At 61.5% G+C, this 24523-nt stretch carries 20 protein-coding genes; 9 read left to right on the plus strand and 11 right to left on the minus strand.

The window, feature by feature from the left end; genetic code table 11:
• Nucleotides 1–48: 48 nt before the first annotated feature.
• Nucleotides 49–939, minus strand: coding sequence for an L-threonate dehydrogenase (ltnD, locus tag BX592_RS28935; protein ID WP_134196714.1), 891 nt, complete (start codon nucleotides 937–939; stop codon nucleotides 49–51).
• 221 nt (nucleotides 940–1160) lie between these two features.
• Between ltnD and BX592_RS28940 the strand changes: the two genes are divergently transcribed.
• Both BX592_RS28940 and BX592_RS28945 read left to right on the plus strand, forming a co-directional pair.
• Nucleotides 1161–2951 (plus strand): nitrite/sulfite reductase, encoded by a 1791-nt coding sequence (locus tag BX592_RS28940; protein WP_134196715.1) that lies wholly within the window; start codon nucleotides 1161–1163, stop codon nucleotides 2949–2951.
• Nucleotides 2948–3364, plus strand: a complete 417-nt coding sequence (locus BX592_RS28945; RefSeq protein WP_134196716.1) for a DUF934 domain-containing protein — start codon at nucleotides 2948–2950, stop codon at nucleotides 3362–3364. Before BX592_RS28940 ends, BX592_RS28945 begins: the two co-directional genes overlap by 4 nt.
• A 53-nt stretch (nucleotides 3365–3417) precedes the next feature.
• Here BX592_RS28945 and BX592_RS28950 read toward each other — a convergent pair whose 3' ends face one another.
• Nucleotides 3418–4041: a glutathione S-transferase family protein gene (locus tag BX592_RS28950; RefSeq protein WP_134196717.1), complete on the minus strand. Its 624-nt coding sequence runs from the start codon at nucleotides 4039–4041 to the stop codon at nucleotides 3418–3420.
• A gap of 140 nt (nucleotides 4042–4181) precedes the next feature.
• Here BX592_RS28950 and BX592_RS28955 point away from each other — a divergent pair, with 140 nt between their 5' ends.
• The gene (locus BX592_RS28955; RefSeq protein ID WP_243849775.1) at nucleotides 4182–5039 is read left to right on the plus strand and encodes a GNAT family N-acetyltransferase; all 858 of its coding nucleotides are present in this window, start codon (nucleotides 4182–4184) and stop codon (nucleotides 5037–5039) included.
• Between the two features lie 3 nt (nucleotides 5040–5042).
• Here the strand turns inward: BX592_RS28955 and BX592_RS28960 are convergent, their stop codons facing one another.
• The 4 genes from BX592_RS28960 to BX592_RS28975 all read right to left on the minus strand — a co-directional run bounded on the left by BX592_RS28960 (nucleotide 5043) and on the right by BX592_RS28975 (nucleotide 10104).
• Nucleotides 5043–6899, minus strand: a complete 1857-nt coding sequence (locus BX592_RS28960; RefSeq protein WP_243849776.1) for a tetratricopeptide repeat protein — start codon at nucleotides 6897–6899, stop codon at nucleotides 5043–5045.
• Between the two features lie 98 nt (nucleotides 6900–6997).
• On the minus strand, nucleotides 6998–7576 hold the full coding sequence (locus tag BX592_RS28965) for a flavin reductase family protein (RefSeq protein WP_134196718.1): 579 nt from the start codon (nucleotides 7574–7576) through the stop codon (nucleotides 6998–7000).
• 105 nt (nucleotides 7577–7681) lie between these two features.
• Nucleotides 7682–9637, minus strand: coding sequence for an acid phosphatase (locus BX592_RS28970; RefSeq protein ID WP_134196719.1), 1956 nt, complete (start codon nucleotides 9635–9637; stop codon nucleotides 7682–7684).
• A 239-nt stretch (nucleotides 9638–9876) separates the two neighbouring features.
• Nucleotides 9877–10104, minus strand: coding sequence for a hypothetical protein (locus tag BX592_RS28975; protein ID WP_134196720.1), 228 nt, complete (start codon nucleotides 10102–10104; stop codon nucleotides 9877–9879).
• A 158-nt stretch (nucleotides 10105–10262) separates the two neighbouring features.
• On the opposite strand from BX592_RS28975, the gene BX592_RS28980 reads away from it, so the two are divergent.
• Nucleotides 10263–11309, plus strand: coding sequence for a TIGR03571 family LLM class oxidoreductase (locus tag BX592_RS28980; protein WP_377681492.1), 1047 nt, complete (start codon nucleotides 10263–10265; stop codon nucleotides 11307–11309).
• Nucleotides 11310–11465: 156 nt separating this feature from the next.
• Nucleotides 11466–12626, plus strand: a complete 1161-nt coding sequence (locus tag BX592_RS28985; RefSeq protein ID WP_134196721.1) for a YbfB/YjiJ family MFS transporter — start codon at nucleotides 11466–11468, stop codon at nucleotides 12624–12626.
• Between the two features lie 96 nt (nucleotides 12627–12722).
• On the opposite strand, the gene BX592_RS28990 is transcribed toward BX592_RS28985, so the two are convergent.
• The gene (locus BX592_RS28990; RefSeq protein WP_134196722.1) at nucleotides 12723–13682 is read right to left on the minus strand and encodes a LysR family transcriptional regulator; all 960 of its coding nucleotides are present in this window, start codon (nucleotides 13680–13682) and stop codon (nucleotides 12723–12725) included.
• Nucleotides 13683–14155: 473 nt separating this feature from the next.
• On the opposite strand from BX592_RS28990, the gene BX592_RS28995 reads away from it, so the two are divergent.
• Both BX592_RS28995 and BX592_RS29000 read left to right on the plus strand, forming a co-directional pair.
• On the plus strand, nucleotides 14156–14866 hold the full coding sequence (locus BX592_RS28995) for an SDR family NAD(P)-dependent oxidoreductase (protein WP_134196723.1): 711 nt from the start codon (nucleotides 14156–14158) through the stop codon (nucleotides 14864–14866).
• A gap of 97 nt (nucleotides 14867–14963) precedes the next feature.
• Entirely contained in the window at nucleotides 14964–15200 is a 237-nt protein-coding gene (locus BX592_RS29000) for a tautomerase family protein (protein ID WP_134196724.1), read from the plus strand.
• Nucleotides 15201–15318: 118 nt separating this feature from the next.
• On the opposite strand, the gene BX592_RS29005 is transcribed toward BX592_RS29000, so the two are convergent.
• The 3 genes from BX592_RS29005 to BX592_RS29015 form a co-directional block, all read right to left on the minus strand.
• The gene (locus BX592_RS29005; RefSeq protein ID WP_134196725.1) at nucleotides 15319–16431 is read right to left on the minus strand and encodes an NAD(P)H-dependent flavin oxidoreductase; all 1113 of its coding nucleotides are present in this window, start codon (nucleotides 16429–16431) and stop codon (nucleotides 15319–15321) included.
• Between the two features lie 94 nt (nucleotides 16432–16525).
• A complete protein-coding gene (locus tag BX592_RS29010) occupies nucleotides 16526–19672 on the minus strand; it encodes an enterotoxin A family protein (protein WP_166676497.1) in 3147 nt (1048 codons plus the stop codon).
• 406 nt (nucleotides 19673–20078) lie between these two features.
• Nucleotides 20079–21590 carry a CoA-acylating methylmalonate-semialdehyde dehydrogenase gene (locus BX592_RS29015; RefSeq protein ID WP_134196727.1) on the minus strand — a complete coding sequence of 504 codons (1512 nt, stop codon included), beginning with the start codon at nucleotides 21588–21590 and terminating at the stop codon, nucleotides 20079–20081.
• A 111-nt stretch (nucleotides 21591–21701) separates the two neighbouring features.
• Between BX592_RS29015 and BX592_RS29020 the strand changes: the two genes are divergently transcribed.
• Nucleotides 21702–22652: a LysR family transcriptional regulator gene (locus tag BX592_RS29020; RefSeq protein ID WP_134196728.1), complete on the plus strand. Its 951-nt coding sequence runs from the start codon at nucleotides 21702–21704 to the stop codon at nucleotides 22650–22652.
• A gap of 12 nt (nucleotides 22653–22664) precedes the next feature.
• On the opposite strand, the gene gcvA is transcribed toward BX592_RS29020, so the two are convergent.
• Nucleotides 22665–23573, minus strand: coding sequence for a transcriptional regulator GcvA (gene gcvA, locus BX592_RS29025; protein ID WP_134196729.1), 909 nt, complete (start codon nucleotides 23571–23573; stop codon nucleotides 22665–22667).
• A gap of 105 nt (nucleotides 23574–23678) precedes the next feature.
• On the opposite strand from gcvA, the gene BX592_RS29030 reads away from it, so the two are divergent.
• A complete protein-coding gene (locus BX592_RS29030) occupies nucleotides 23679–24518 on the plus strand; it encodes a DMT family transporter (RefSeq protein WP_134196730.1) in 840 nt (279 codons plus the stop codon).
• The last annotated feature ends 5 nt before the right edge of the window (nucleotides 24519–24523 follow it).

Consider the following 24523-nt stretch of genomic DNA (forward strand, 5'->3'; position numbering starts at 1 on the left):
CGTGCCGACGCGCCACGCGATTGCAAGCCGCGGTTCGACGCGCGCCCGTCAGGCCGACTTCGGCAATTCGATACCCGGGAACACCTTGATCACCGCGGAATCGTCCTCACCGCCGTAGCCCGCCGTCGACGCCATCATAAACATCTGATGCGCGGCCGCCGACAGCGGCAGTGGAAACTTCGTCATGCGAGCGGTATCGAGCACGAGGCCGAGATCTTTGACGAAGATGTCGACCGCCGACAGCGGCGCATAGTTGCCATGCAGAATATGCGGCACGCGGTTCTCGAACATCCACGAGTTGCCGGCGCTGTGCGTAATAACCTCGTATAGCATCTCCGGATCGACACCCTCGCGCAACCCGAGCGCCATCGCCTCCGCCGCTGCGGCGATATGCACACCGGCGAGCAACTGGTTGATGATCTTCACCTTCGAGCCGATGCCGTGTTCGGCGCCCAGCCGATAAACCTTTGCGGCGATCGCATCGAGCACATCCTCGCAGACATCGTACGCATCGGTCGGGCCGGACGTCATCATCGTCATCTCGCCGGTTGCCGCACGTGCCGCTCCACCGGAGACCGGCGCATCGAGCATCAGCAGGCCCGCTGCTTCGAGCCGCCGCCCGAGGTCGATCGCGAATGCGGGCGGCACCGTCGCGCTCGACAGCACCACACTGCCCGGCTTCATCGCCGGTGCGGCTCCTTCAGCGCCGAATAGCACCGCGTCGGTCTGCTGCGCATTGACGACCAGCGTGATCACGATGTCCGATGCCGCGCCAAGCGCCGCCGGGCTCGCCGCCGCCACGCCGCCTTCGTCTGCGAAGCGCTGCAGCACTTCGCTGCGCAGATCGTAGGCATGTACGGTGAATCCCGCCCTCAGCAATGAACGTGCAACGCCTAGCCCCATTGCTCCCAAGCCGATTACGCCCACCTGTCTTTTCATTCGACTGACTCCCGGGTCAACATTCAACGATCAACGATCAAAATCGACGCATATCGGTACTGTAGACCTGTTCGGCGAGAAGCATCGAAACTGCTGCGATATTTTTGTCGTCATCTGCGTCTGTCCGATACAGCCCGTTCCCGATATCGTGTGACCGATGCGTGATATGACGACGCAACGCGCCGAACGGGGAGTCGGCGCCCTACCATCCAGCATCGGCCATGTATCAATACGACAAGTTTGACAAAGCATTCCTGCGCAACCGCGCCGCGCAGTTCCGCGACCAGCTCGAACGCTGGCAGGACGGCCGGCTCAGTGAAGACCAGTTTCGCCCGTTGCGCCTGCAAAACGGCTGGTATGTACAGCGGCATGCGCCGATGTTGCGGGTCGCGGTGCCTTATGGCGAGTTGTCGAGCGCGCAACTGCGCGTACTTGCGCGTGTCGCGCGCGAATACGACGAACCCGAGGCCGATGTATACCGTCGCGCGCTCGACGCGCAGCGCAAGCTCGGCACCCTGCGCTTGCCGACGCATCACGCGCACTTTACGACGCGCACCAACGTTCAGTTCAACTGGATTCCGCTAGCGAAAGCCGCCGACGTGATGGACCTGCTCGCAACGGTCGACATGCACGGTATCCAGACGAGCGGCAATTGCATCCGCAACATCTCCGCCGATGAACGCGCGGGCGTCGCGCCGGATGAGATCGCGGACCCGCGCCCATTCGCGGAAATCATGCGGCAGTGGACCACTTTGCATCCGGAATTCGCTTACCTGCCTCGCAAGTTCAAGATTGCGATCACCGGCGCGAATGAAGATCGCGCGGCGACTGAGTGGCACGACGTCGGGCTGCGTCTGACGCACGACGAACGCGGCGCGCTCGGCTTTCGCGTCACGGTGGGCGGCGGCATGGGGCGCACGCCGGTCATCGGCACCCTGCTGCGCGAGTTTCTGCCGTGGCAGCACGTGATGAACTACATCGAAGCGGTAGTGCGCGTGTACAACCAGTATGGCCGGCGCGACAACAAGTACAAGGCGCGTATCAAGATACTCGTCAAAGCGGAAGGACAGCGGTATATCGACGACGTCGAAAACGAATTTCGCCAGATCGTCGACCATGATGGCGGTCCGCATACGATCCCCGACTCCGAACTCGAGCGCGTGCGCGCGTACTTTGTGCCACCGGAAAAACTGGCTGCGCGCAAACAGCAGGACCCGCTGGCGGCCGCCGCGCTGCACGACGCGGCACTGCGTCTGCCACGACTCGCACGATGGCTCGACCGCAATGTCGCCGCGCATCGCGATCCGGTGCTGCGCATCGTCACGCTGTCGTTCAAGCGGATGTTGCAGGCGCCGGGCGATGCGTCCGCGGATCAGCTCGAACGCGTTGCCGATCTGGTCGAGCGCTTCTCGGCCGGCGAAGCCCGCGTTACCCATACGCAGAACATCGTGCTGCCATGGGTCCACGCAGACGACCTGCTGCCGTTGTGGCGCGCCGCGCGCGATGCCGGCCTCGCGAGCGCGAACGTCGGGCTGTTGACCGATATGATCGCGTGCCCCGGCGGCGATTTCTGCGCACTCGCGAATGCACGTTCGATACCGGTCGCGCAGGCGATCACCGAACGCTACCAGGACCTGGACGAACTCGAAGACATCGGTGCAATCGATCTGCATATCAGCGGCTGCGTCAATTCGTGCGGCCATCACCATAGCGGGCATATCGGGATCCTCGGCGTCGACAAGGATGGCAGCGAATGGTACCAGGTGACGCTCGGCGGCTCCGACGGGTCGGCTGCGAGCGGCGCCGCGCAAGCCGGCAAGGTGATCGGCCCGTCGTTCTCCGCGGATGAAGTGACGGAGGCTGTCGACGCGATTCTGCGGACCTACCTGACACTGCGCACGAACGCCGGCGCCCACAGCGAGACCTTTCTCGAAACGGTCCGGCGCGTCGGCATCGAACCGTTCAGGCTGGCGGCTAGCCGTGTGCGTTCCGTCTCGGAGGCCGCAGCATGAACGGCGTTTCCCGCATCCGGCTGCTGACTGCCGCGTGCCATGCTTCAAATGCAGAGCAGGTCGAACGCGTGGTGTCGCTCGCCAACGATATCGATCCGCTGACGCAACGCGACGCGATTGCCGCCGCGCAGCGTGTCGAATTGCATTTTCCGAGCTTCACCGATGGCCGCGCGTACAGCCAGGCGTATCTGATCCGGCGCAGGCTCGGTTTTGCCGGCGACTTGCGCGCCACCGGCGACGTGCTGGCCGATCAGCTCGCGCAAATGGAGCGCACCGGTTTTTCGAGCGCAGTGTTGAGCGACGATGTGGACGTCGACGATGCACAGCGTCAACTACAACGTTTTGCGGCGTTCTATCAGGGCGATGCGGCACACGATGCGCCATTCCGGCGGACCGAGCCTGAACGGCGCTAAAGCGAACACCCACGTCGCGAACCGACTGCGTGGCGATTTGCGCCCGCAACGTACTACGGTTTTCCGTTCCGGCAATAGCGCGAGAACGCCGGACGTTCATTCAGACGTTCGAAGTACCCCGCGACCGCCGGCAGATGCGGACGATCGAACGGCGTGCTGAACCAGCGGTTAATCGAAAGCGCGATCGGAATATCAGCCAACGAGAAGTGACGCCCTGCGACAAATGCGCCGGTTGCATCCAGTTGGCTGTCCAGTATGCGCATATGCTTCGCCCACCGGTCGATCGATTCGGCAATTCCGGCCGCATCCTGGTGAGCCGCAGACCGTCTGACCAGACCCAGAAATGCGTCGCTCCACGAGCGATTCAGGTCGGTCGCCTGCCAGTCGATCCACTGATCGACCCTGGCACGCGCGACCGGATCGGCCGGATATAGCCATGCTCCGTCATGGCGCGACGCAAGGTAGCGGATGATCGAATTGGACTCCCACAAAACGAAGTCGCCGTCGCGGACCACCGGTACCAGGCCATTGGGATTTAGCGCGAGAAATTCCGGTGTTTGAGTCGATCTGAAGCCGTCCCCCCAGTCTTCCTGCTCGAACGGAATATTGAGCTCCGCGCAAGTCCAAAGCACCTTGCGGACGTTGATCGAGGTTGCCTTGCCGAGGATTTGCAGCATAGGTCGTTCTTGTCGAGTGGAGGCTGCATCATTCTAGAGGCGGGTAATCGCAGCCTCAAGGTACAGTTCGTGCGCGCAGCGCCGCTGCAGTTTCGCGTACGCTAAACTGACTAGCGTTAAAGCCGGTCGGGGAGGAAATCATGAGCTACGCTGTCGAACCCGGGCGCGACTGGGTCGTTCGCCCGATGGAGTCCAGCGAAATCGGACTCGCGATTCAATGGGCGGAGCAGGAAGGCTGGAATCCGGGCCTGCACGATGCGGACTGCTTCCGTGTTGCGGACCCCGGCGGATTCTTCGTCGGCACACTGCGCGGCGAACCGATCGGCTCGATTTCCGCCGTCCGCTATGGCGAACACTTCGGTTTCATCGGTCTGTACATCGTGAAGCCTGAATTTCGTGGCCGGGGATTCGGCTATCGAATCTGGCAACACGCAATGCACTCGCTCGTAGGCCGCAATATCGGCCTCGATGGCGTACTCGCGCAGCAGGACAACTATCGCAAATCGGGGTTTCAGCTCGCGCACCGGAATATCCGCTTTCAGGGCGTCGCGCCACGCACGCGTGGCGGACCGATGACCGACCTCGCCGAATTGCCGTTCGAGCAGGTGGCGTCATACGATCGGCAATGTTTCCCCGCGCCACGCGATCGTTTTCTCGCGGCATGGATCGCACAGCCGGATTGCATTGCGCGCGCCGCGGTGCGCAACGGCCGTATCGAAGGCTACGGTGTGCTGCGTCCATGTCGCAACGGGTACAAGATAGGCCCGCTGTTCGCGGACAACGTGCATGCCGCCGAAGAACTGCTCAACGCATTGTTTGCCCGATGCGCGGGCGCGAATGTCGCGCTCGATGTTCCTGAAACTAACGCGGCAGCGGTCGCGCTAGCGGAACGATATGGAATGAAAAGCGTATTCGAAACCGCGCGCATGTACACGAAGGAACAACCGGCTATTGCACTTGCACGCATGTTCGGCGTGACAACGTTCGAGCTTGGCTAACCGCTAAAACTCAAGCGCGCTCAACGCATCTCGCACGCGTTCGATCACCGCATCCCAATGCTCGCCTCGCGCTTGCCGGAACAGACGCAGTGATTCCGGGTACCAGGGCGAATCGGTCCGCTCGCGCATCCAGCGCCAGTCCGCATCATGCCCCGGCAGCAACATCCAGCAGCGCTTGCCGAGCGATGCCGCGAGGTGCGCACTCGACGTATCGACACAGACCAGTAAATCAAGCTGTGCGACGATCGCGCATGTGTCGGCGAAGTCCTTCACATCCGAGCCGAGATGCAGCAGCGGCTGACCCACCGGTGGAGCGTTCGCGTCATCTTCGCCCTGCCCCTTCTGCAAGCTGACGAAGCTCAGACCAGGCACGCTCCATAGCGGCGCCAGCGCCGCCAGCGACGGCAGCGAGCGGTTCGCATCGTTGTGATGTTTCGGATTGCCTTTCCATACAACGCCAATTTTGCGGCCGCGCGGCAGCGAAGCCAGCCGTTCAGCCCAATGTTGCACAAGTGCCGGATCGGGCGTCAGACGAAGCGCCGGGGGAATCGTGCTTAATGTTGTGCGCAGATACGCCGGCACGCTAGTCAGGCTTGTCCAGGTGTCGTAGGTGCTCGAGCGCAGCGCCGCTTCACCGTGGCTGGTCACTTCGTCGACGCAATCGATGCCGGCAAACATGCGATGCAACGACGCGGCACAGGCCAACGTAATACGTGTGACGCCTTGCGCCTTGAGCACAGGCAAGTACCGCCCAAACTGGATCATGTCGCCGAGCCCATCCTCCTGCCACACGAGCAGCGTTTTGCCCGCCAGCGGTTCGCCGCGCCAGCGCGCGCACTGCAACACTGCCGCGCTATGGTGATGGATGCGCCCCGGCTGTTCGTACCGGGCTTCATAGAGCGGCCAGCCCTCTTCATAGCGGCCGACGCTCAGCAACAGCGACGCAAGTGAAAATCGCGCAATAGGGAAGTCCGGACGAAAAGCCAGCGCGCGACGATACGACGCCTCCGACTCCGGCAATCGCCCGAGTGTCTTCAACACGATCGCGCGATTGTGATGCGCCTCCGGCACATCGAACCGGACTGCCAATGCAGCCTGATATGCGTCGTCCGCTTCGGCAAGGCGGCCAAGCCGTTCCAGCGTATTGCCCAGATGAATGTGAATCTCGACCTTGTTCGGCTCGAGTTGCAACGCCTTTCTATAAGCTTCCTCTGCTTCGCCAAAGCGGTTCGCGGCATGGAGCACTTTTCCGAGGTTGTGGCTGGCCTCGGCAAAATCCGCGCGGGTCGTTAATGCCGCGCGATAGGCCGCTTCGGCCTCGGGCAAGCGATTCAAATCGAACAGCACCGTGCCGAAATTATTGAGCCCTTCCGCGTGGTCGGGGCAAACCGACAGCATCCGCCGATAGATCGCTTCCGCATCCTGCAGGCGATTCAGTCCTCTGAACAGGATGCCAAGACTCTTATACGCATCGGTAAATTCGGGCTGCACGTCGATAAGACGGCGCCAATACAATTCAGCGTCGTCCGGCTTCATGAGCCCCAGCGAACACACCGCCGCGATATTGAGCGCCTGCACCAGATCGCTTTGGCTCAGCACCGTTAGCGCCGCGTCAGAATCGAGCAGCGGCTTCACCTTCGCCAACGCGTGGGCGAACTGCGCGTCGCGCGGAACCATATCGGACGATGCCGGTTGTCGTTGCTCTTGGCGCGAGCGTTCACCCGCGTGAAGTGTGGCCATGGTTGTCGATCTGAAAACGCCGTGGCCACGGCCGAAGCCGACCACCTGGGTTGCCAATGCGGCCCCATGCTGCAAGATTAAGCGAGCAGGCTTCGTCTCATTCGCGCGAACAACACGCAATGCACCGCGCTATTCGCGCGTTGAAAGCGTTCGTTCAATTTCGACGCCGGATACCCCAAACGCGAATCGACCATCGCGTTGCTAAAAAGAAACCACGCTTAAGCCAGTGGCTTCGCGCGCAGCATGTCCGACGCGCGCGCGAAATTTCCGGCGCCCAGATGATGCAGCGTATGCAGCGACGCATTCGATGCGTCGAAAATCCAGTGCCCGTTGTTGAATACACGAGGATCCGCAGCGGCGGACACGACTTCACCAAAGCACGTGTCGTAAGCGTCTTCGGTATGAGGCTCGCGAATCAGCTTGCATTCGAGCCACGCCGCGCAGTGTGTCTCGACCAGCGGCAACCCTAGCACAGGGCCTGTAATCGCAGCGATACCGTACTCGACAAACTTGTCCGTATCGCGTCCGCTCGATGAACCCACCGCGTAGGTCATATCGACCGCACCCGCGCCCGGCACGCAAATGCCGAAAGTTCCACTCGCCATCACGAGCTCGCGCGTAAAGGTATGCTTATCGATCACCACGGCGATACGCGGCGGCGTGAACTCGACAGGCATCGACCATGCCGCCGCCATGATATTGCGCCGCGCGCCGTCGACGCTCGTGATGAGCACCGTTGGCCCATGGTTGATCAAACGGCTGGCATGTTCGAGTGCAACGGTTTTGAATGGGATCATCGGACTATCACGGGAAACGAAGGAACGCCTTGCATTGTAAAGCCGATGCAAAGCATTCGCTCGTTGCCCCCTGACACCCGAAGAGCGCTTTCGCGCGCTGCCGGCCTACGAATCGATATGAACCGACACCGTGCCGCTCGAATACACAGCCGACGCCTTGAACCCATCGACCGTGATCGTCGAGAACTGCTGGTTGCCGACGCCGCCACTAATTAGCGGAATCGTGTCGCCCACCTTCGGCGTGAAACCGTTGGCGAACTTCACATGCAGCGTACTCTTTGCGAAAGTCAGCTGGCCGCCAACATTCAACTGCCCGCCGCCGGCGCCGTTGACATCCATCTCCAGCGTCGTGCCAGGCAACAGCGTGAACTTGCCGCTCGTCTTCACCGGCGAGCTCGCGCTGATCGCAACCGAACCTGCGCCGATAAACACGTCGCCGGTGCCGAATGCCGTTGCCGAACCGGCTTGCAGCGTGCCGCCCGTTACCTGGGAGCCGCCCGAATAACTGTTATTGCCGGCGAGTTGCAATGTGCCGCTGCCCGCGAGCGTCAATTTGCCGGTGCCGGAGATATCGTTTTGCCAGGTGTCGTTCGCACTGAAACCGCCCTGCGTCGCATCCATCGATATCGTCACGTTGCCGTTGAACTGGCCATAGCCGTTAAGCGCGGCAAACATGTCCATGCGCCCATAACCTTCGGCGTCGTCCATGACCGGGAAGCCCGAAGGAAACTCGGTTGTCTTGATCACGACACGACGCTGCGCCGGGCTCAGATACGGATAGCGGTTCTCGAGCAATACCTCGGCACCCTTCGGCACGACCGGCGGCGCATCGGTCGACTCGATCTGCGCAAACCCGAACGTCATCCGGCGGTTCGATGCGGCCTTGTTGGTCGCGAAGTCGGCAAACCGGTCCGCGCTGACCGGCTGCGAATGCGCGAACGCGAAGAACGTCGCGGGCGTCGTGTTAGTCGCCGCCATCAGAGCGGTGCGTGCCTGCTGGCACGCGGCGGTTTTGAGCGACGCATTCGCGGGGTCGTTCAGGTTCGCGACAGCGGCCGCATACGCGAACATCCGGCCGGCAATCACGTCGAGCGGCGAATGCATGCCCGCGAGAATCCGGTTCTCGCCCAGTTCGAGACCGCGGCTGATCATTTCCGGGCCACGCTCGGGTACGCAGTAGGCCATCGTCACCGCGTCGCGCATCGCTTCGGCCTCGTGGCCGCTGATATAGCCGCCGTCGGTCGACGCGTCAGTGGCTTCGGCCGGCACCAGCGTCGGATCGACGATCACGCTCGTGCTCCAGCGATATGGACGTGCGTACTTGTAAAAGCGCTTGGCCGGCTCGGTCGATGCGTTATTGCCCATCGCGGACAGCAGGTCCACCATCTTCCCGAAGGTCGCATTCGACGCACTGCCCACGCCAATATTGTTCCCGGTATCGTTGAACAGCACCGTCGTCGCGTTTGCGGGAATGCTCGTGATCGTCGTCGTCTGTTGAGCCGCGGCGCGCCATGGGCCGGTGAGCGGTCCCATGCCGTCGGTCACGCTAAAGCCTTTACCGCGACGGTCGTCAAAATAGGCGGCATCCGCTTGAGCCTGCGTGCGATTCGTCGTCTCGTTGATCGCGAACTGGATATTCTGGTTGAGCACCGTCGGGTTCAGCATCGTGCCACCTGGCGTGCCATCATTGGGCAACCCCGTCCATGCCGACGGCGTGATCGCCGGAAACGAACCCACCGCGGATGCGGTCACGCCTGCGTCGACGATCTCTGTGAGCGGATGCCAGAGATCGAGAAAACGCGACACGAGTCGCACACCCGCATTCGTGTCCAGCGTTGCGAAGCGCGCATCGTTGCGCTGATTGGTCGCGATGTTATCGACGAACGCGGGGACGTCCGGAACCGGCGCGCTATCGACGAATTGCTGGTCCGGCGGCGGTGCGGGTGGCGTCGACGCGTTGGTGCTGCTATTGCCATCGCTACCGCCACATGCCGCGAGCAACAGGAGGCTGGACATCACCGTGGCGGGCAACAGAACCAGGCGTGTGTTGTGTGAACGCATACAGATAAGACTCCGGGGTGTGGGACAACTTGAAAACCCGGGAGTCTATGCACCTTGCATGACGGCTACGTTACCGTTTAGCGATAGTCGGCAAATAAAGCTAACGACGTCCTGTTATTCAGATCGCTATTCTTCAAATAATTAATCTTCAAAATCCAGAAAAGAAAATAGTAATCCGATTTACACGTACCACTAATGGCACGAAAAACGTCAATCCACAAAAATACGCGACGCATGCATCAGCTACCGAAATAGATCTGGCAGAAGCTCGCCGGGCCGACGCAATCGCCCACGTGGTTGCCGCCCTTGCCATGACGCAGGAACCCATACCAATGATGGTGCGGCGCACTGTGTCCGGCAGGCCTCGAACCATCCGCCGCGCCGCCGATTCTAGATACGAGGCCGCTCAAAATTAAGAACACAACCTTCACATCAATGTTTACCGAATCGTCCTGAATGGAAGCCATTCCATTTCGTTATGGCCGCGTGTTCGTTGCGTGATCATTGCGTGGGCCCATCAAGGATGCACGCCGCTATTGACGTGGTGTATCAACTGTTACTAGCGGCAGGGTGTTTCTCCAGACAGCGCGTGTCGCTAACCTGAGCACAACTGGAGGACCGCATCATGGACATGGCCACGCCCTTTATCGATCGTCGCAACACGAGCCCGCATGCCGATCTGCAAAACCACGCAGGCTATGCGCGCCTTTTCAGGCGTGGCGAGCTGACCGTTGGCCTTATCTTGCCGCTCGAAACACATCCGCGCACGCCGCACCCGACGATGGCCGGTCATCTGCGCATGGCGCAACTTGCGGAACAGGCCGGCGTTGCAGCGCTCTGGGCACGCGACATTCCGTTCTACGATCCGCACTACGGCGATTCCGGGCAGATATTCGAGCCGCTGGTTTATCTCGGACAGCTCGCCGCGGCGACGCGACGCATCACACTCGGCACGGCAGGCGTCGTGCTGCCGATGCGTGAACCGCTGCTGCTCGCGAAACAGCTCAATTCGCTCGATCAACTGAGCGGCGGGCGGATCGTGATCGGCATGTCGTCAGGAGACAGGCCGTCAGAGTATCCGTTTTTCGGCATCGACTTTGACAGCCGTGGCGAGCGCTTCCGTGACGTCTATCAGGTGTTTCGCAGCATTAGCGAACAGGACTACCCGCGTTTCGCGTCGCCCCGTTTCGGTCAGGCGGACGGCTCGTTGACGCTGTTGCCGAAGCCGGTTCACGGCAAAGTGCCGACGTTCGCGGTCGGCCGCTCGCAGCAGACGCTCGACTGGATTGCGGCCCATATGGATGGCTATATGGGTTTTGTACCCGAGCCCGCGCAACTCAAGCCGTTCGCCCGTGAATGGCAACACGCGGTCGAATCGAACGCGCGTATCGAGCACGGAGACACGGTTGACGCTGATGGAAACGACAACCTGGTCAAACCACTCGCGTTTGGCGGGTTTCTCTATCTCCACCCGCAACCGGACTTCGCGTTCCAGCGTATCCGCGGCGGCTTCGCGATCGGTAGTCACGCGTTACGCGCCTTCCTCGAACAGGCGCGCGACGCGGGCATCATGCACGTCGCGCTGAATCTGAAAGTCACGCCACGCAGCTACCTGGAAATACTCGACAGCCTGCAGCGTGACGTGCTGCCGCACTTTGCGCCCCATGAGTAACCGCCACACTGCGGTAGCCGCTCCACTGCCTGGCGCGCGTCGATGCAGCCTTGTTACCCGGTAAACAGTTTCTTTACCTGATGCGGGCTGTATCCGGCGTGCGATGCACCCTAGAGTGCGGGTTTCGCCAATCATCCGTTCTTCAAAGGCAATACCATGGAAAAAACCATTGGAAGCACACGTGGTGCCCGCACGCTCGAAGCGGTAGCCGGCGCACTGGTGCTCGCAATAGGCATGGGCTTCGGCCGGTTTTCGTTCACCGGCATGTATCCGTTGATGGTCAGGGACGGCGTGATCGACGTGACCGCCGGGTCCGTCGCAGCGTCCGCGAACTATGCGGGCTATCTGCTTGGCGCGATTCTGATGAGCCGGTTCAAACATCATCACGCGGCCCGACTGTGCCAGTTATCGATGATCGGCACCATCGCGTGTCTTGCGGTGCTTTCGCTGCATCTGCCCGAGTCGCTGCTCGCGACGGTGCGCTTCGTGGCCGGCGTTGTCAGCGCAATGGCGATGGTGGGCGCGTCGATCTGGCTATTGCACGTGGTCGGCCAACATCATGGTGCACCGCTGCTGTTCGCCGGCGTCGGCGTCGGCATTGTCGTGTCCGCGGAAATCATCGCGATAGGCGCGGCCACCGGTTTGAACAGCGCCGCGCTGTGGGCGTTGCTCGCCGCGGCCGCGCTGCTGTTGTCCGCGCTGGCCTGGCCCAGGCTCGGCATGAGCCACGCGGACACCGCATCGCAGGATGACGACGATGCACATGCCGATCGGCGCAACCCGCACCGCTCAGCGCCGAATGCGTATGTGCTGGTCGCGTTATACGGCCTCGCAGGTTTTGGCTACATCGTCACGGCCACTTATCTGCCCTTGCTCGTCAAGGACACCGTGCCCGGTATCAACCCGGTTCACATCTGGGCAGCATTCGGTATCGGAGCGGTGCCTTCCTGCTTTCTCTGGCATTGGCTCAATCAGCGGCTCGGAAGCCGCCGCGCGATCGCATTGAACCTGCTCGTGCAGGCCGTAGGCGTCGTGCTGCCCGCACTCGTTGTATCTGCATCCAGTTTTCTCGCGAGCGCTGTACTGGTCGGCGGAACATTCGTCGGTACCGTCACGATCGCGATGCCGGTCGCCAGACAGATTGCATCGACTGTGAGGTTCAACGTTATGGCGACGATGACCGCGGCCTATGGCGTCGGCCAGATTCTCGGGCCGCTCGTATCGAGCGCGCTGTTTGCGCGCACCCATTCATTCGACGCGCCACTCGTCGCGGCCGGTGCATCGCTGGTGCTAGCAGCCGCTTTGGCCTGCAAGTAACCTCCGCGATGCCCGTCACGCGGCCCTTTCGAAGCCATGTCGGCCGCTTCGAACATCGCGCGCAGCGCGTCATAACTGAAGCACTTCTCGCTGCGCTTATGACGCGTCGGGATCGTTCACGCGTATTGCGCCGACCATTGCAAGCTCATCCTCACGCAACGCATCGGCGACCCACTCCTTCAGGAACTCGACCCACGCCTTGATCTTCGCATCCAGATACTGGCGCGATGCATAGACCAGGTAGATATTCAGAGCCTGCAAATGGTACTGCGGCAACACGCGAACCAGCGTGCTGTTGCGAACCGCCGAGCGTACCGTCAACGTCGGCAGTGCGCCGATTCCCATTCCTTCGTGCAGCGCGGTCGCCATCGCGTCCGGCAGATTCACGCGAAAGCGCGTATTCGGCAGAAGAAACTCGCGCTCCCCATCCGGGCCGATCAGGGTCCAGCGGTCCGACGGGAAAACCGGAATGGAAACCTGCAGGCAGGTGTGATTCGCCAGGTCCTCCACCGATTGCGGACAGCCGTGCAGTTCGAGGTAAGCCGGCGACGCGCACAGTACGCCATGCACGGTGCCAAGGTGGTGCGAAATGTAGTTCGAATCGGGCAATGGTCGGGACGTCGAGCGCAGCGCAACGTCGTAGCCCTCCTCGAGCAGATCGGGTACGTTCTGCGACAAGGTCAGATCCACCGTCACCGCCGGGTAGCGTTCCTGGAACGCGGCCACCGCCGGCACGACGTAGTTCTGGCCGATGCTCGACATCGAATGCACCCTGAGCGTGCCGGCCGGCCTCGCGTGCGCGTCGGAGGCCTCGAGTTCCGCCTCGCTCACCGAATCGAGAATTGCCAGACAGCGCTGCAGATAGCGCTCGCCCGCTTCGGTCAGCGCGATTCTGCGCGTAGTCCGATTTAGCAGCCGCGTGCGCAGATGCGCTTCGAGCTCGGAAACCGAACGCGAGATATAGCCCGTCGTCGTGTCCAGTTGCTGCGCGGCAGCGGTGAAGCTGCCCGCTTCCGCGACTTCGACGAAGATCTTCATGTTGCGTAACGTATCCATACGCAGACGTCCCTCCGTTTTACGCTACCGATCGTTCGTTTCCCGACGCGCCGGCGCGCCTATCCGCACGCTTGCCGTCCCGCATTGACGCGGTCGAATGGTGCCTCAGTTTCGTCTGACGTGCAGCGAGGCGCGCCGCTTATCCGGCACGCGCCGCGCGCACGTTTGCGGCTTGACGCACGTTCTGACTGGCCCAGCATGCATGCATACGCGTGTGTAACAACGGTTGTTACACCGGATCAACAATGCGGAAAGACCGCCCATTGCGGTCCTCGCGATCCGTTTGCACGCCTGTTCGTGGACCTCGCGACGTTCCGAGGCCGCTTGTGCGCGCAGCTCAACGCCGATTTGTTCCTCGCAGTTAAGTCACTTTGTCCATCGCGGGTCTACGCAAACGTCCTCAGGTTGCCTAAATTGACGATCAATCGATGCCGCTGGCTCGATCCGCAGACAACCCACGAATGAGGTCCATCATGAGCAACCCGAATAAAGTCGCAGTCGTCACTGGTGCATCGCAAGGTATTGGCGCCGAACTGGTTAAAGCGTTCCGCGAAAAAGGCTACGGTGTGGTCGCCGTCGCGCGCTCGATCAAGCCGTCGGACGATCCAGGCATCGTGGCGATCGCCGGCGATATCGGCGATCGCGCAGTCGCGCAACGCGCGATCAAAGCCGCCGTTAACAGGTTCGGCCGCGTCGACACGCTGATCAACAACGCGGGCATCTTTATCGCGAAGCCATTCACGCAATACACGGCTGAAGACTACGCGGCGATCCTGAATGTGAACGTGAACGGCTTCTTTCATATCACGCAGCTCGCGATCGAGCAGATGGAAAAAAACCGCAGCGGTCACGTGCTGCAGATCACGACCACGCTGGCGGATCATGCGGTTGCCGGCGTGCCGTCGGTGCTCGCGTCGCTGACCAAGGGCGGCTTGAATGCCGCGACCAGATCGCTGGCGATCGAATACGCGAAGACGGGTATCCGTGCCAATGCCGTGTCGCCAGGCATCATCAAGTCGCCGATGCACGCACCGGAAACGCATGACGCGCTCGGCGCGCTGCATCCGGTCGGTCATATGGGCGAAATGAGTGATATCGTCGACGCGGTGCTGTACCTCGACAACGCACCGTTCGTCACCGGTGAGATCCTGCACGTGGATGGTGGCCAAAGCGCGGGCCACTAAGCGAACGCAGCCCGGCCGTGCAATTTGACAAGGCGCCGGCGACGGCGCCTTTTTCTGTGTCTGTGTCCATGTAGTGCCTCATACGACGGAGTTTTCAATGCCAATCGTGACCATTCAGGTAACCCGCGAAGGATCCGCGCCCGGTCGGGACGCGGTGACACCGGAAGAGAAGGCGCAGTTGATCAAGGGCGTCAGCGACGTGCTGCTGAACGTGCTGAACAAACCACTGGAAGCCACGTTTGTGGTGATTCAGGAAGTCGAGAAGGAAAACTGGGGCTGGGGCGGCTTACCGGTCGACGAATTCCGTCGACTGAAAAAATCGCAGTCTGCGTGAAGGTCGTGCAACGTGCCCGATGACGCCGCGCGTGCGGCGCGTTCGGGCAGGTTGCTATCGGATCAGGCAGCGTATCAGGCCGCTGCGCATGGGTACGCGGCATGTCGCCCGCCGCGCTTTAGCTAGCCTGTTCACCACCGTATTGCTGCAGCCCCCGCACAGCGTCGCGAAGCTCCGCATCGAGCACCGCGACCAGTTCAGCGGCGGGCAGCGAGCGCGCCAGCGCCGCAGCCTGCCCCGCCCACTGTGCGCCATATCCGAATTCGCCCTTCGCTTTCGCCGCCGCGTGCAACGCCTTGCCGGCGTCGTAAGCAATCGGATACTGAGGCGTCGCGGGCAGATTCGCTTCGCGGCCCAGTTCAGTGAACCGGTTCATCATCGCGCGCGCCGGTCTGCCTGAAATGGCGGACGTCAGAATGGTGTGCCGCGCCTGATCGCTGAGAAGCGCCGCGCGATATCCAGCATCGATCGATGTCTCCGGGCATGCCACAAACGCGGTGCCCAGTTGCGCGGCCTGCGCGCCTAGCGCGAGCGCGGCTGCAATGCCGGCGCCGTCCATGATCCCGCCGGCCGCAATCACCGGAAGCTCGAATTGCTCGACTAGCAGACGCGTCAACGCGAACGTGCCGATTCCTTCGTCGAATCCCTCGGGATCGAACATGCCGCGATGACCGCCCGCTTCAATGCCTTGCGCGACCAGCGCATCAGCCCCCGCGTCGACCGCCGCAGCCGCTTCGTTCAGGTTGGTCGCCGATGCGAACAGTGTGATGCCCGCGTCCTTCAGCGCACCGATAATCTTCGGCGACGGCAGGCCGAAGTGAAAGCTGACCACCGCCGGCTTTTCTTCGACAAACACGTCGAGCATCGCGTCGTCTTCAATAAAGCTCGTATAGATTTCGCTCAGCTTGTCAGGCGCGTTTGCACCATACTTCGCGAATACCGGCGCAAGCCATTCCAGCCACGCTTTCTCGACCGCTGCATCGGCTGCCGCGGGCGCGTGCGTAAACACGTTGATGTTGAACGGTTGGCTGGTCAGTGCGCGCGTGTCTCTGATCGTCTTGCGCGCGGCCTCCGCGTTCATCGCACCCACACCCAGCGAGCCGAGGCCACCTGCATTCGATACCGCTGCTGCGAGTGCGGGCGTACTGACGCCGGCCATGGGCGCCTGAATGATCGGTTTCGAGATGCTTAGCATCTTAAGAAGAGATTGATTTTTGGCACGCGTGCTCATGTCATGTCCTTAGCGAAGCGGTGATAGCCGATGATCGCTTTCTGTCGGCAAGTGGTCAACCGCCTCGTACGTAAAAACTCCTTTGAGTGCGGATTCACTGCGAGTCCGATGCACCTGGAGACAATTGATTCAGCACCGCAAGCACACGATTGCGCCGCGCTTCGCGCGCGTCGACGCGCTCGGCGGTTTCGTTGCGGATCCGATAATTCGACGACAACGGCAGCAGCGGCACGAACTTCACTTCGCTCACATTGGCCGGCTCGACACTGACCCCTTCGGCCCGCCATACAGGTATACCGTCAAGCCTGCGCACTTCCATCGCGTCCGGTCCATTCGCGACCGCGTAGAAGCCATCGTTGAACAGCCACGCGGCATTCTGTTTGCGCAACCAGTTTGCGGTGTCGCGCGCGTCCTCCGCGGTAATCTGATTCACGTAGCCGAGAAAATTGCCACGGTATGCGTTACCTGGCACCTGGGTGACGAAGCGAGCTGCGTCGCGCGGCAACGCGACGTCGGGGTCCTGATAGAACGCATGCAGGTGTTGCGCGCTGCCGGCTGTCATATTGCGAAACGTGTGCTGGTTCACCACAGGCGTATTGACGTCCTTGCCGTCAGGCGAACGCAGATGCCATTCGCTGCGCTCGCCATGTAGTTGATCGTCGATAAACGGCGTGAAGACCGACAGTCCGGTCGTCAGATATTTCTGGTCTTCCTGGTGGACCAGGTTTTTCCCGTTGTACTCGAATACGCCATTCAACGAAGCAGGATCATCGGGGACCGCACCTAGATAAACATAGCCATCCGAACCGACACGCAGCACCTTTTTTTCGTCGCCGATCAGATGAAAACGTCCATCGTCACCGAACATCAGGTCATGCCGGGTACCGTTCGCGGTCGAATACGACGAGTACATCGTATTGACCTGCACTTTCCCACGCGGATCGATGTAAATCTGCGTATTCGACGTGTCCGAGCTGCCATACGCGTGAAGCCGCAACGCGCCGCGGTAATCGAGACCCGCGGCTTGCCGGTTGTTCAGCTCGCGCACCTTTTCCCACGCTGCATCGTAAAAGAGCGCGTGGGTGAGATTCGGGTCTTCGTTAAATTTGACGCTTCCACCGCTCTTTTTGTTGTCCGATACGTATGCGCGGTAACCGTCCTCCCGCCATATGCCATCGTTGACCGGTAAGCGTGCCAATTGCGGTTGCGCGCCTGCGATGCGGGTCTGATCATAGACGTCCCATCGATAGTCGGGATTGGACACGTATTCGCCGGCCACGCCATTCTTCACGACACGCCAGCCGCGAATCTGCGGATAGTCGATCCACCCCATCGCGGCGACCTCGCCGTTCCACGGCGCATGGGCCTGATAGCCCAGACTACCCATCACGTCCACCATATTCGGTGTCGGCGCAACGAAGTAAATATAGCCGTCTGCGGACTGCTCGGGCAGCCGGCTCAGCGCGGTCTTCTCTTCGCGAAACGTCCCGAGATAACCCGCGCTGTCGATCAGGTGCGGATTCGAAGCGACATCCATATTGTGGACGCTGAGATTGATATCGCTCACCGGGGTACGCTCGCTATCGAATCCGCCCTGTGCCTTGAGCTGCGCCGGCGACACGGTCGACGGCCGGAACAGGCCGTCTGGCTTGAGTACCATCGGCGACATCGCCCAGCGTTTCAGATCGCGCAAGTCGTGCCGGGGCTCGATCCTGACCGGTGGCGGCGCAAGGCCCGGACGCGGCGTCAGACCGGGGTGCGCGCCGATGATGCCAAGCCTCTGCTCGATCTGCCCAAGATCGAGGTTCCCGATCGATGGACGCGCCGCAGGCGCCGCGGCGCCTCCGGCCGCCCCCATCGGCATCGACAGGTTCGCATAATAAGTGGTGTCCGCATGATCGACGCCGCCGAGCGCACGAAAGCCAACATCGAAAACGCCTCGCAGCGCGTTGGCCATTTCCTCGAAGTTGTCGTATCGGTACACGCCCGAGCCCGGCTCATAGAGCTCGTAGCGGTCGCCACGAAAATCATCCAGTTCGCGCAGGCGCTGCACGACAATCGGCACGCCATCCGCGCGCGTTTGCGGGGCACCACGGTCTTGCGCGGACCGTTCACGCATCGACAGGTTGATCACGGCCAGGTCGGTTGCATATCCGACGCTCGTATCGCCAGTCACGTGCAAGCTGTCGAAGTGCTGCCGCAGGTCGGCAATCAGATTCGCGGCCGACAAAATGCCGTCCGAGCCGCGCCGTCTCGCATACCCGGGTAACGGCTCGACCACTCCTGCACCATTCTGCTGCTGCATATCGCCGATTTCGCTGAGCGTCATCGGCCTTTGCGCCGGATCCGCAAGTCTTTGTCTGATCGCCTCCGTTGCATCGGTCAGATTGGATGCAGGCCCTTGCGCGACACCGCGCAGCGCGACCGTTGCGAGACCGCGGTTCAGACCGGACATGGCGTTCGGCTCGCCAGCCGCACCGGACAGCGTATCGATGGACACACTGTTGGCCTGATCGGCACGTAGCCCGAGTGCATCGCGCGTCGGCGATTCGGGTTGCGCGGACGCGGTGAGCGGCGCTTCGGGGCGCGTTGGCGGCAAGTTCGGAGCATCATGCGGCCCCTGAGGGGAGTGAACGTCATTCGCTTGTTCGGAATGGGCATAGAACTGCACCGCGTCAGGCGTGAGCTGCATGCCGGTATCCGCGAAGGCTTCGTCCATATATCTGCGCAGCCCCGCCTCCATATCGCGTCGGCTCGAATAGGTCAGCGCACCGTTGTTCGGATCGAACAGCGCGTACCGGCTTTGAGGCAACCGCTGCAACAGCATTACGTGTCCCTTCGTACCGGTGTTTTTTCCCCTCGGATTCAGGCCCAACGCGAAATGCGCAACATCGCCGACGCTGAGGTTCTGGCGCGCGAGCTCGAAGAACCGGTTGATCCGCGATCCGCGTGTTCCGTTCATTTGCGCCGACCTCGCAGGCGCGTAGTGATGAAGCTGGAGCCCATCGGCAGACCGTTGCAGATTCCGCGCACGTGTGATCGTGTCGCCCGAAACAAAGCTTCCGCGATGGTTGATATCGGCGCGCATACGCCTCACTGCATCGGTCAGGTCCACGGTTTCAGGATTGTCCAGCCGGCTCAGCGCCGAACGAACCCAGCCCTGACAGATACCGTTCGGCCCGGTTCGATCCGAATAGTCCGCCTGATCGAACGGGTAGTAAGACCATGCGGTAGATCTCAATTGCTCTCCGCCGCGAAACTCGCGAAACGGCGATCGTCCTGCGTCTTTCGTCAGCGCGGGTCCGCGCTTTGTTCTCTGCGACGCAGTGGTATCCGCACTGCTTTGCGTTGAGGCCGGCACATTGCGCACCAGGCGTGTACCGGACTGCCGCGCCGGCGCATCCGGCGTCGCGTCGGCGCTATCAGTATCGGTAGCTGAAAATGGCCTGCTTGCTGCGGTTTGAACCTGCATAACCGGGACTCCTCATTCGACCATGCGGTCGTTGTCAGAATCCGGATTGAAGCATTGCGTGCCGTCTCCAAGGTAATACAGGCCGAAGCGCGGACCGACGCACACACGGACGCACATAAAAAAACGCCGCGTGCATTGCACGCGGCGTCCATTACTTCAACAATACAACCGGTCGTTACTTCGCCGTCGGCATCGCGAACTCCGCGCCCTTTTCGATGCTTTCCGGCCAACGCTGCATGATCGACTTCTGCTTCGTATAGAAGCGCACGCCCTCTTCGCCATACGCGTGCATATCGCCGAACAGGCTGCGTTTCCAGCCGCCGAAGCCGTGCCACGCCATCGGCACCGGAATCGGTACGTTGATGCCGACCATGCCGACTTCGATGCGGCGTGCGAATTCACGTGCGACATGTCCGTCACGCGTAAAGCACGCGACGCCATTGCCGAATTCATGTGCGTTGATCAGATCGACCGCTTCGGTGAAGTCCTTCACACGCACGCACGACAGCACCGGTCCGAAAATTTCTTCCTTGTAAATGCGCATGTCGGGCGTCACGTGATCGAACAGCGTGCCGCCGGTAAAGAAGCCGTCTTCATGACCCTTCACCTTGAGACCGCGGCCGTCCACCACCAGTTGCGCGCCTTCCTTCACACCCAGATCGATATAGCCTTCAATGCGCTCGAGCGCCTGACGCGTGACGATCGGGCCCATCTCCGCATCGGGCTCCATACCGTTCTTGATGATCAGTTCCTTCGCGCGCTGTGCGAGACGCGGAATGATCCTGTCGGCCACATCGCCGACCAGCACCGCAACCGAGACCGCCATGCAGCGTTCGCCGGCCGAGCCGTAACCCGCACCGATCAACGCATCGACCGTCTTGTCGAGATCCGCATCGGGCATCACGACCAGATGATTCTTCGCGCCGCCGAGCGCCTGCACGCGCTTGCCGTGCTTCGCACCGGTTTCATAGATGTAGTTCGCAATCGGCGTCGAACCGACGAAGCTGACTGCCTTCACATCCGGATGCGCCAGCAATGCATCGACCACCACCTTGTCACCCTGCACGACGTTGAACACGCCATCGGGCAGACCCGCTTCTTTCAACAGCTTCGCCATAAACAGCGCCGCCGACGGATCGCGCTCGCTTGGCTTCAGAATGAACGTATTGCCCGTCGCAATCGCGACCGGGAACATCCAGCACGGCACCATGCACGGGAAATTGAACGGCGTAATGCCGGCCACCACGCCCAGCGGCTGGCGCACCGTCCAGTTATCGATATCGGTCGACACCTGTTCCGTGTAATCGCCCTTCAGAAGCTGCGGAACGCCGCACGCGAATTCGACCACATCGATGCCGCGCGCCACTTCGCCTTGCGCATCCGAGAACACCTTGCCGTGTTCCGCGGTGATGATCGCGGCCAGTTCGTCGCGATGTTTGTTCATCAGTTCGAGAAAGCGCAGCATCACGCGCGCGCGGCGAATCGGCGGCGTGTTGCCCCATTTCGGGAATGCCGCCTTCGCGCTCGCCACGGCTGCGTCGACGTCCGCTGCCTCGCCTAGCACCAGCTGGCGCGGCCGTTCACCCGTTGCCGGGTTGAAAATCGGTTGCGTGCGCTGCCCCGTGCCGCGCACCGGTTCGCCGTGGATGTAATGCGTGACGTCCGCGGTGTCTTTATAGGCTTGCATATCCGTTCCTTTTTTACAGTAAGTCGCTGTGACACCAGTGTATGAATCATCGGCGGCCAAGCAAAGGCGGTAACATTGAAATTATTGTTTTCTATGGTGAACAATCCGCCAATGGACACGCAAAAGATCGAAGGACTCTGGATGCACCTGCACTGGCTAACGGTACTGGCGGAACAGGGTTCGTACACCGCCGCGGCCGCGCGCCTCGGCGTCAGCAAGGCGGCAATGAGCCAGCGTATCGCCGAACTGGAGCGCGCGGCCGGCGTGCCGCTCGTGCAGCGCACAACCCGCAGTGTGCGGTTCACCGAGGCCGGGCAGCGGCTCGTGGAAAGCACGCGGCCGCGCTATGACGAGATTGCGTCGGTTTTTTCGACGGTTCGCGAACTGGCCGGCGTGGCGCGTGGACTGGTGCGTGTGACCGCGCCGGTTGCGTTCGTGCGCCAGCAACTGGTCCCGCAGATGTCGCATTTCCTGCGCGCCAATCCGGAAGTGAAGGTGCAACTGGAAGTATCGGACCGGCTCAGTTCGATCGCGACCGAAGGCTTCGATCTCGCGATACGCCACAGCGCACAAGCGCCGGAGACCCATGTCGCGTGGAAGCTGTGCGAAACCCATTCGGTGACGGTCGCGACGCGAGCGTATCTGAAACGCCGCGGCCGGCCCGCGCAACCGGCGGATCTCACCGCGCACGATTGCCTGTTCTACCCGCGTGCGAGCGGCTCGGGCGTCTGGACCTTCGAGCACAAAGCCGCGCGAAAAGCGCATGTCGCGCCGGTCAGCGTGCCGGTCAACGGCGCGTTTTCGGCCAACAACAGCGAAGCGCTGCGCGACGCGGCACTCGACGACCTCGGCATCGCACTCGTACCCGACTTCACCGCGCAAAGCGCGATTCACGCGGGCAAGCTCGAAGTCGTGCTGCCAGACTGGCGACCGCTCGGCGCGTTCGCCGAACAGCTGTATGTGGTGCGTCCATATGCGCCCCATGTGCCGCGCGCCGTCGCGGCGTTTGTCGCGTATCTCAGGGAGACCTTCGCGGGCGGGTTTCCGCTGCAGCGGCCCTGACGCTATTGATCACTACCGGCTGCTTTCGACGGCCGACCGCGCCCCTTCCCGTTCAAGCCACGCGCAGAACAGGTTCACCAGATCATCGGTGGACCTTTCCAGAGGAACATACGTGCAATAACTGCGCGATGGCAGGCGTGGACCGTCGAAAGGCATCACGAGCCGCCCCGCGGCGACATCGTCGGTAACGAGCGCAGTCGGTCCCATCGCGATGCCGATTCCATCGATCGCAGCCTGCAACGTCAGATAGAAATGATCGAAGGTCAGCGCCGCGGCCGGGTTCAGCGACGGGATATGCGCGTTCGCCAGCCAGTCAGGCCATAGGCGAGGCAGACTCGACGTATGCAGCAGTGTGTGGCGGCGAAGATCGTCCGGCTTTCGAACCGGCAACCGCTTGAGCAGCGCGGGGCTGCACACCGGCAGGCGCTCCTCGGACAGGAACGGCCGCATCGCATAGCCATAGAACGTATCCGGACCGCCGCGAATGATCACGTCGTAGGTCTCCTTCAAGCTCTCCACCGGCTCATTCGACGTCTCCACATTGACGTCCACGCCTGGATGCTCGCGATGGAATTTCGCCAGTCGCGGCACTAGCCATCGCAACGTGAAAGTCGCAATCGAGTTGACGGACAACGTGCGCGACATCGGCGCGCAAACGCCGTATCTCGACGTGGCTTGCGCGAGTTGCTCGAACAACGGACCGATCTCGTCGAGATAGGCGCGCGCTGCCGCAGTGAGCACCACGCGCCGGTTACGCCTTTCAAACAGGGGCGCGGCCAGCCATTCTTCGAGCGCGCGTACGTGCTGGCTAACTGCGCCGTGCGTCACGTGCAATTCCGCAGCCGCTTCCTTGAAGCTGCCGAGCCGGCCGGCGGCCTCAAAGGCTCGCAATGCATTAAGAGGAGGCAGTGCGCGCTTCATTGTGTGTTTTTCGCAATAGTTTATCTAACCCGAATAACCAATTTATCTGGTTTGTCAGTCAAGTTCAAGATAGATATTCTGCTAAAAAACAAAGGAGCCCGTTTTATGTCCACCAGCGTGATGCTGATCGTTCTTTTCGCAGCGTTGCTTCATGCAAGCTGGAATGCGTTGGTGAAATCGAGTCCGGACACCTTCCTCGATATCGTGTTCGTCACCGGCAGCGCGGGCCTCCTGTGCGCGGCCATTGTCCCGTTCGTGCCGCTGCCGGACTCGCACAGCTGGCCTTATATCGCGGTGTCCGCGGCGATCCACGTCGCCTACTTTCTGCTGATCGGCGCGGCCTATCGCAGTGGCGACATGAGCCATGCGTACCCGCTAATGCGAGGGGCACCACCGTTGCTTATCGCGTTGGTGAGCGGCCCACTGATCGGCGAGCGGCTTGGCGCCGGCGAATGGATCGGTGTTCTGCTGATTTGCGGCGGTATTCTCGGTCTGTTGCTGGTGAATCGCGCCGGTCACAATACGCGCCGTACCACTCGCATCGCGTTGCTGAACGCGCTCATCATCGCAACGTATACGCTTGTCGACGGAACGGGCGCGCGCCTATCCGGGCACGCCGCGTCGTACACGATGTGGATGTTCGTGCTTGCCGCGCCGCCTGTCCTGATCTGGGCGATGATGCGCCGCAAGGCCGGGGCGATAACGCATCTGCGCAACCGCGGGTACCTGATGCTCGGCGGCGGCGTCTGCACGCTCGCGTCCTATACGCTTGTTTTGTGGGCGATGACACAGGCGCCAATCGCGATGGTCGCCGCGCTGCGTGAATCGGCCATTCTGTTCGGCACCGCGATTTCGATCCTCGTTTTAAAGGAACGCCACGGCTATAGCCGCCCTGTTTCGGCACTCGTCATTCTGCTTGGAGTAGTCACGCTTAAATTGACATGACTGTC

The sequence above is a fragment of the Paraburkholderia rhizosphaerae genome, assembly GCF_004366595.1.
In the GTDB taxonomy this organism is placed as follows: domain Bacteria; phylum Pseudomonadota; class Gammaproteobacteria; order Burkholderiales; family Burkholderiaceae; genus Paraburkholderia; species Paraburkholderia rhizosphaerae.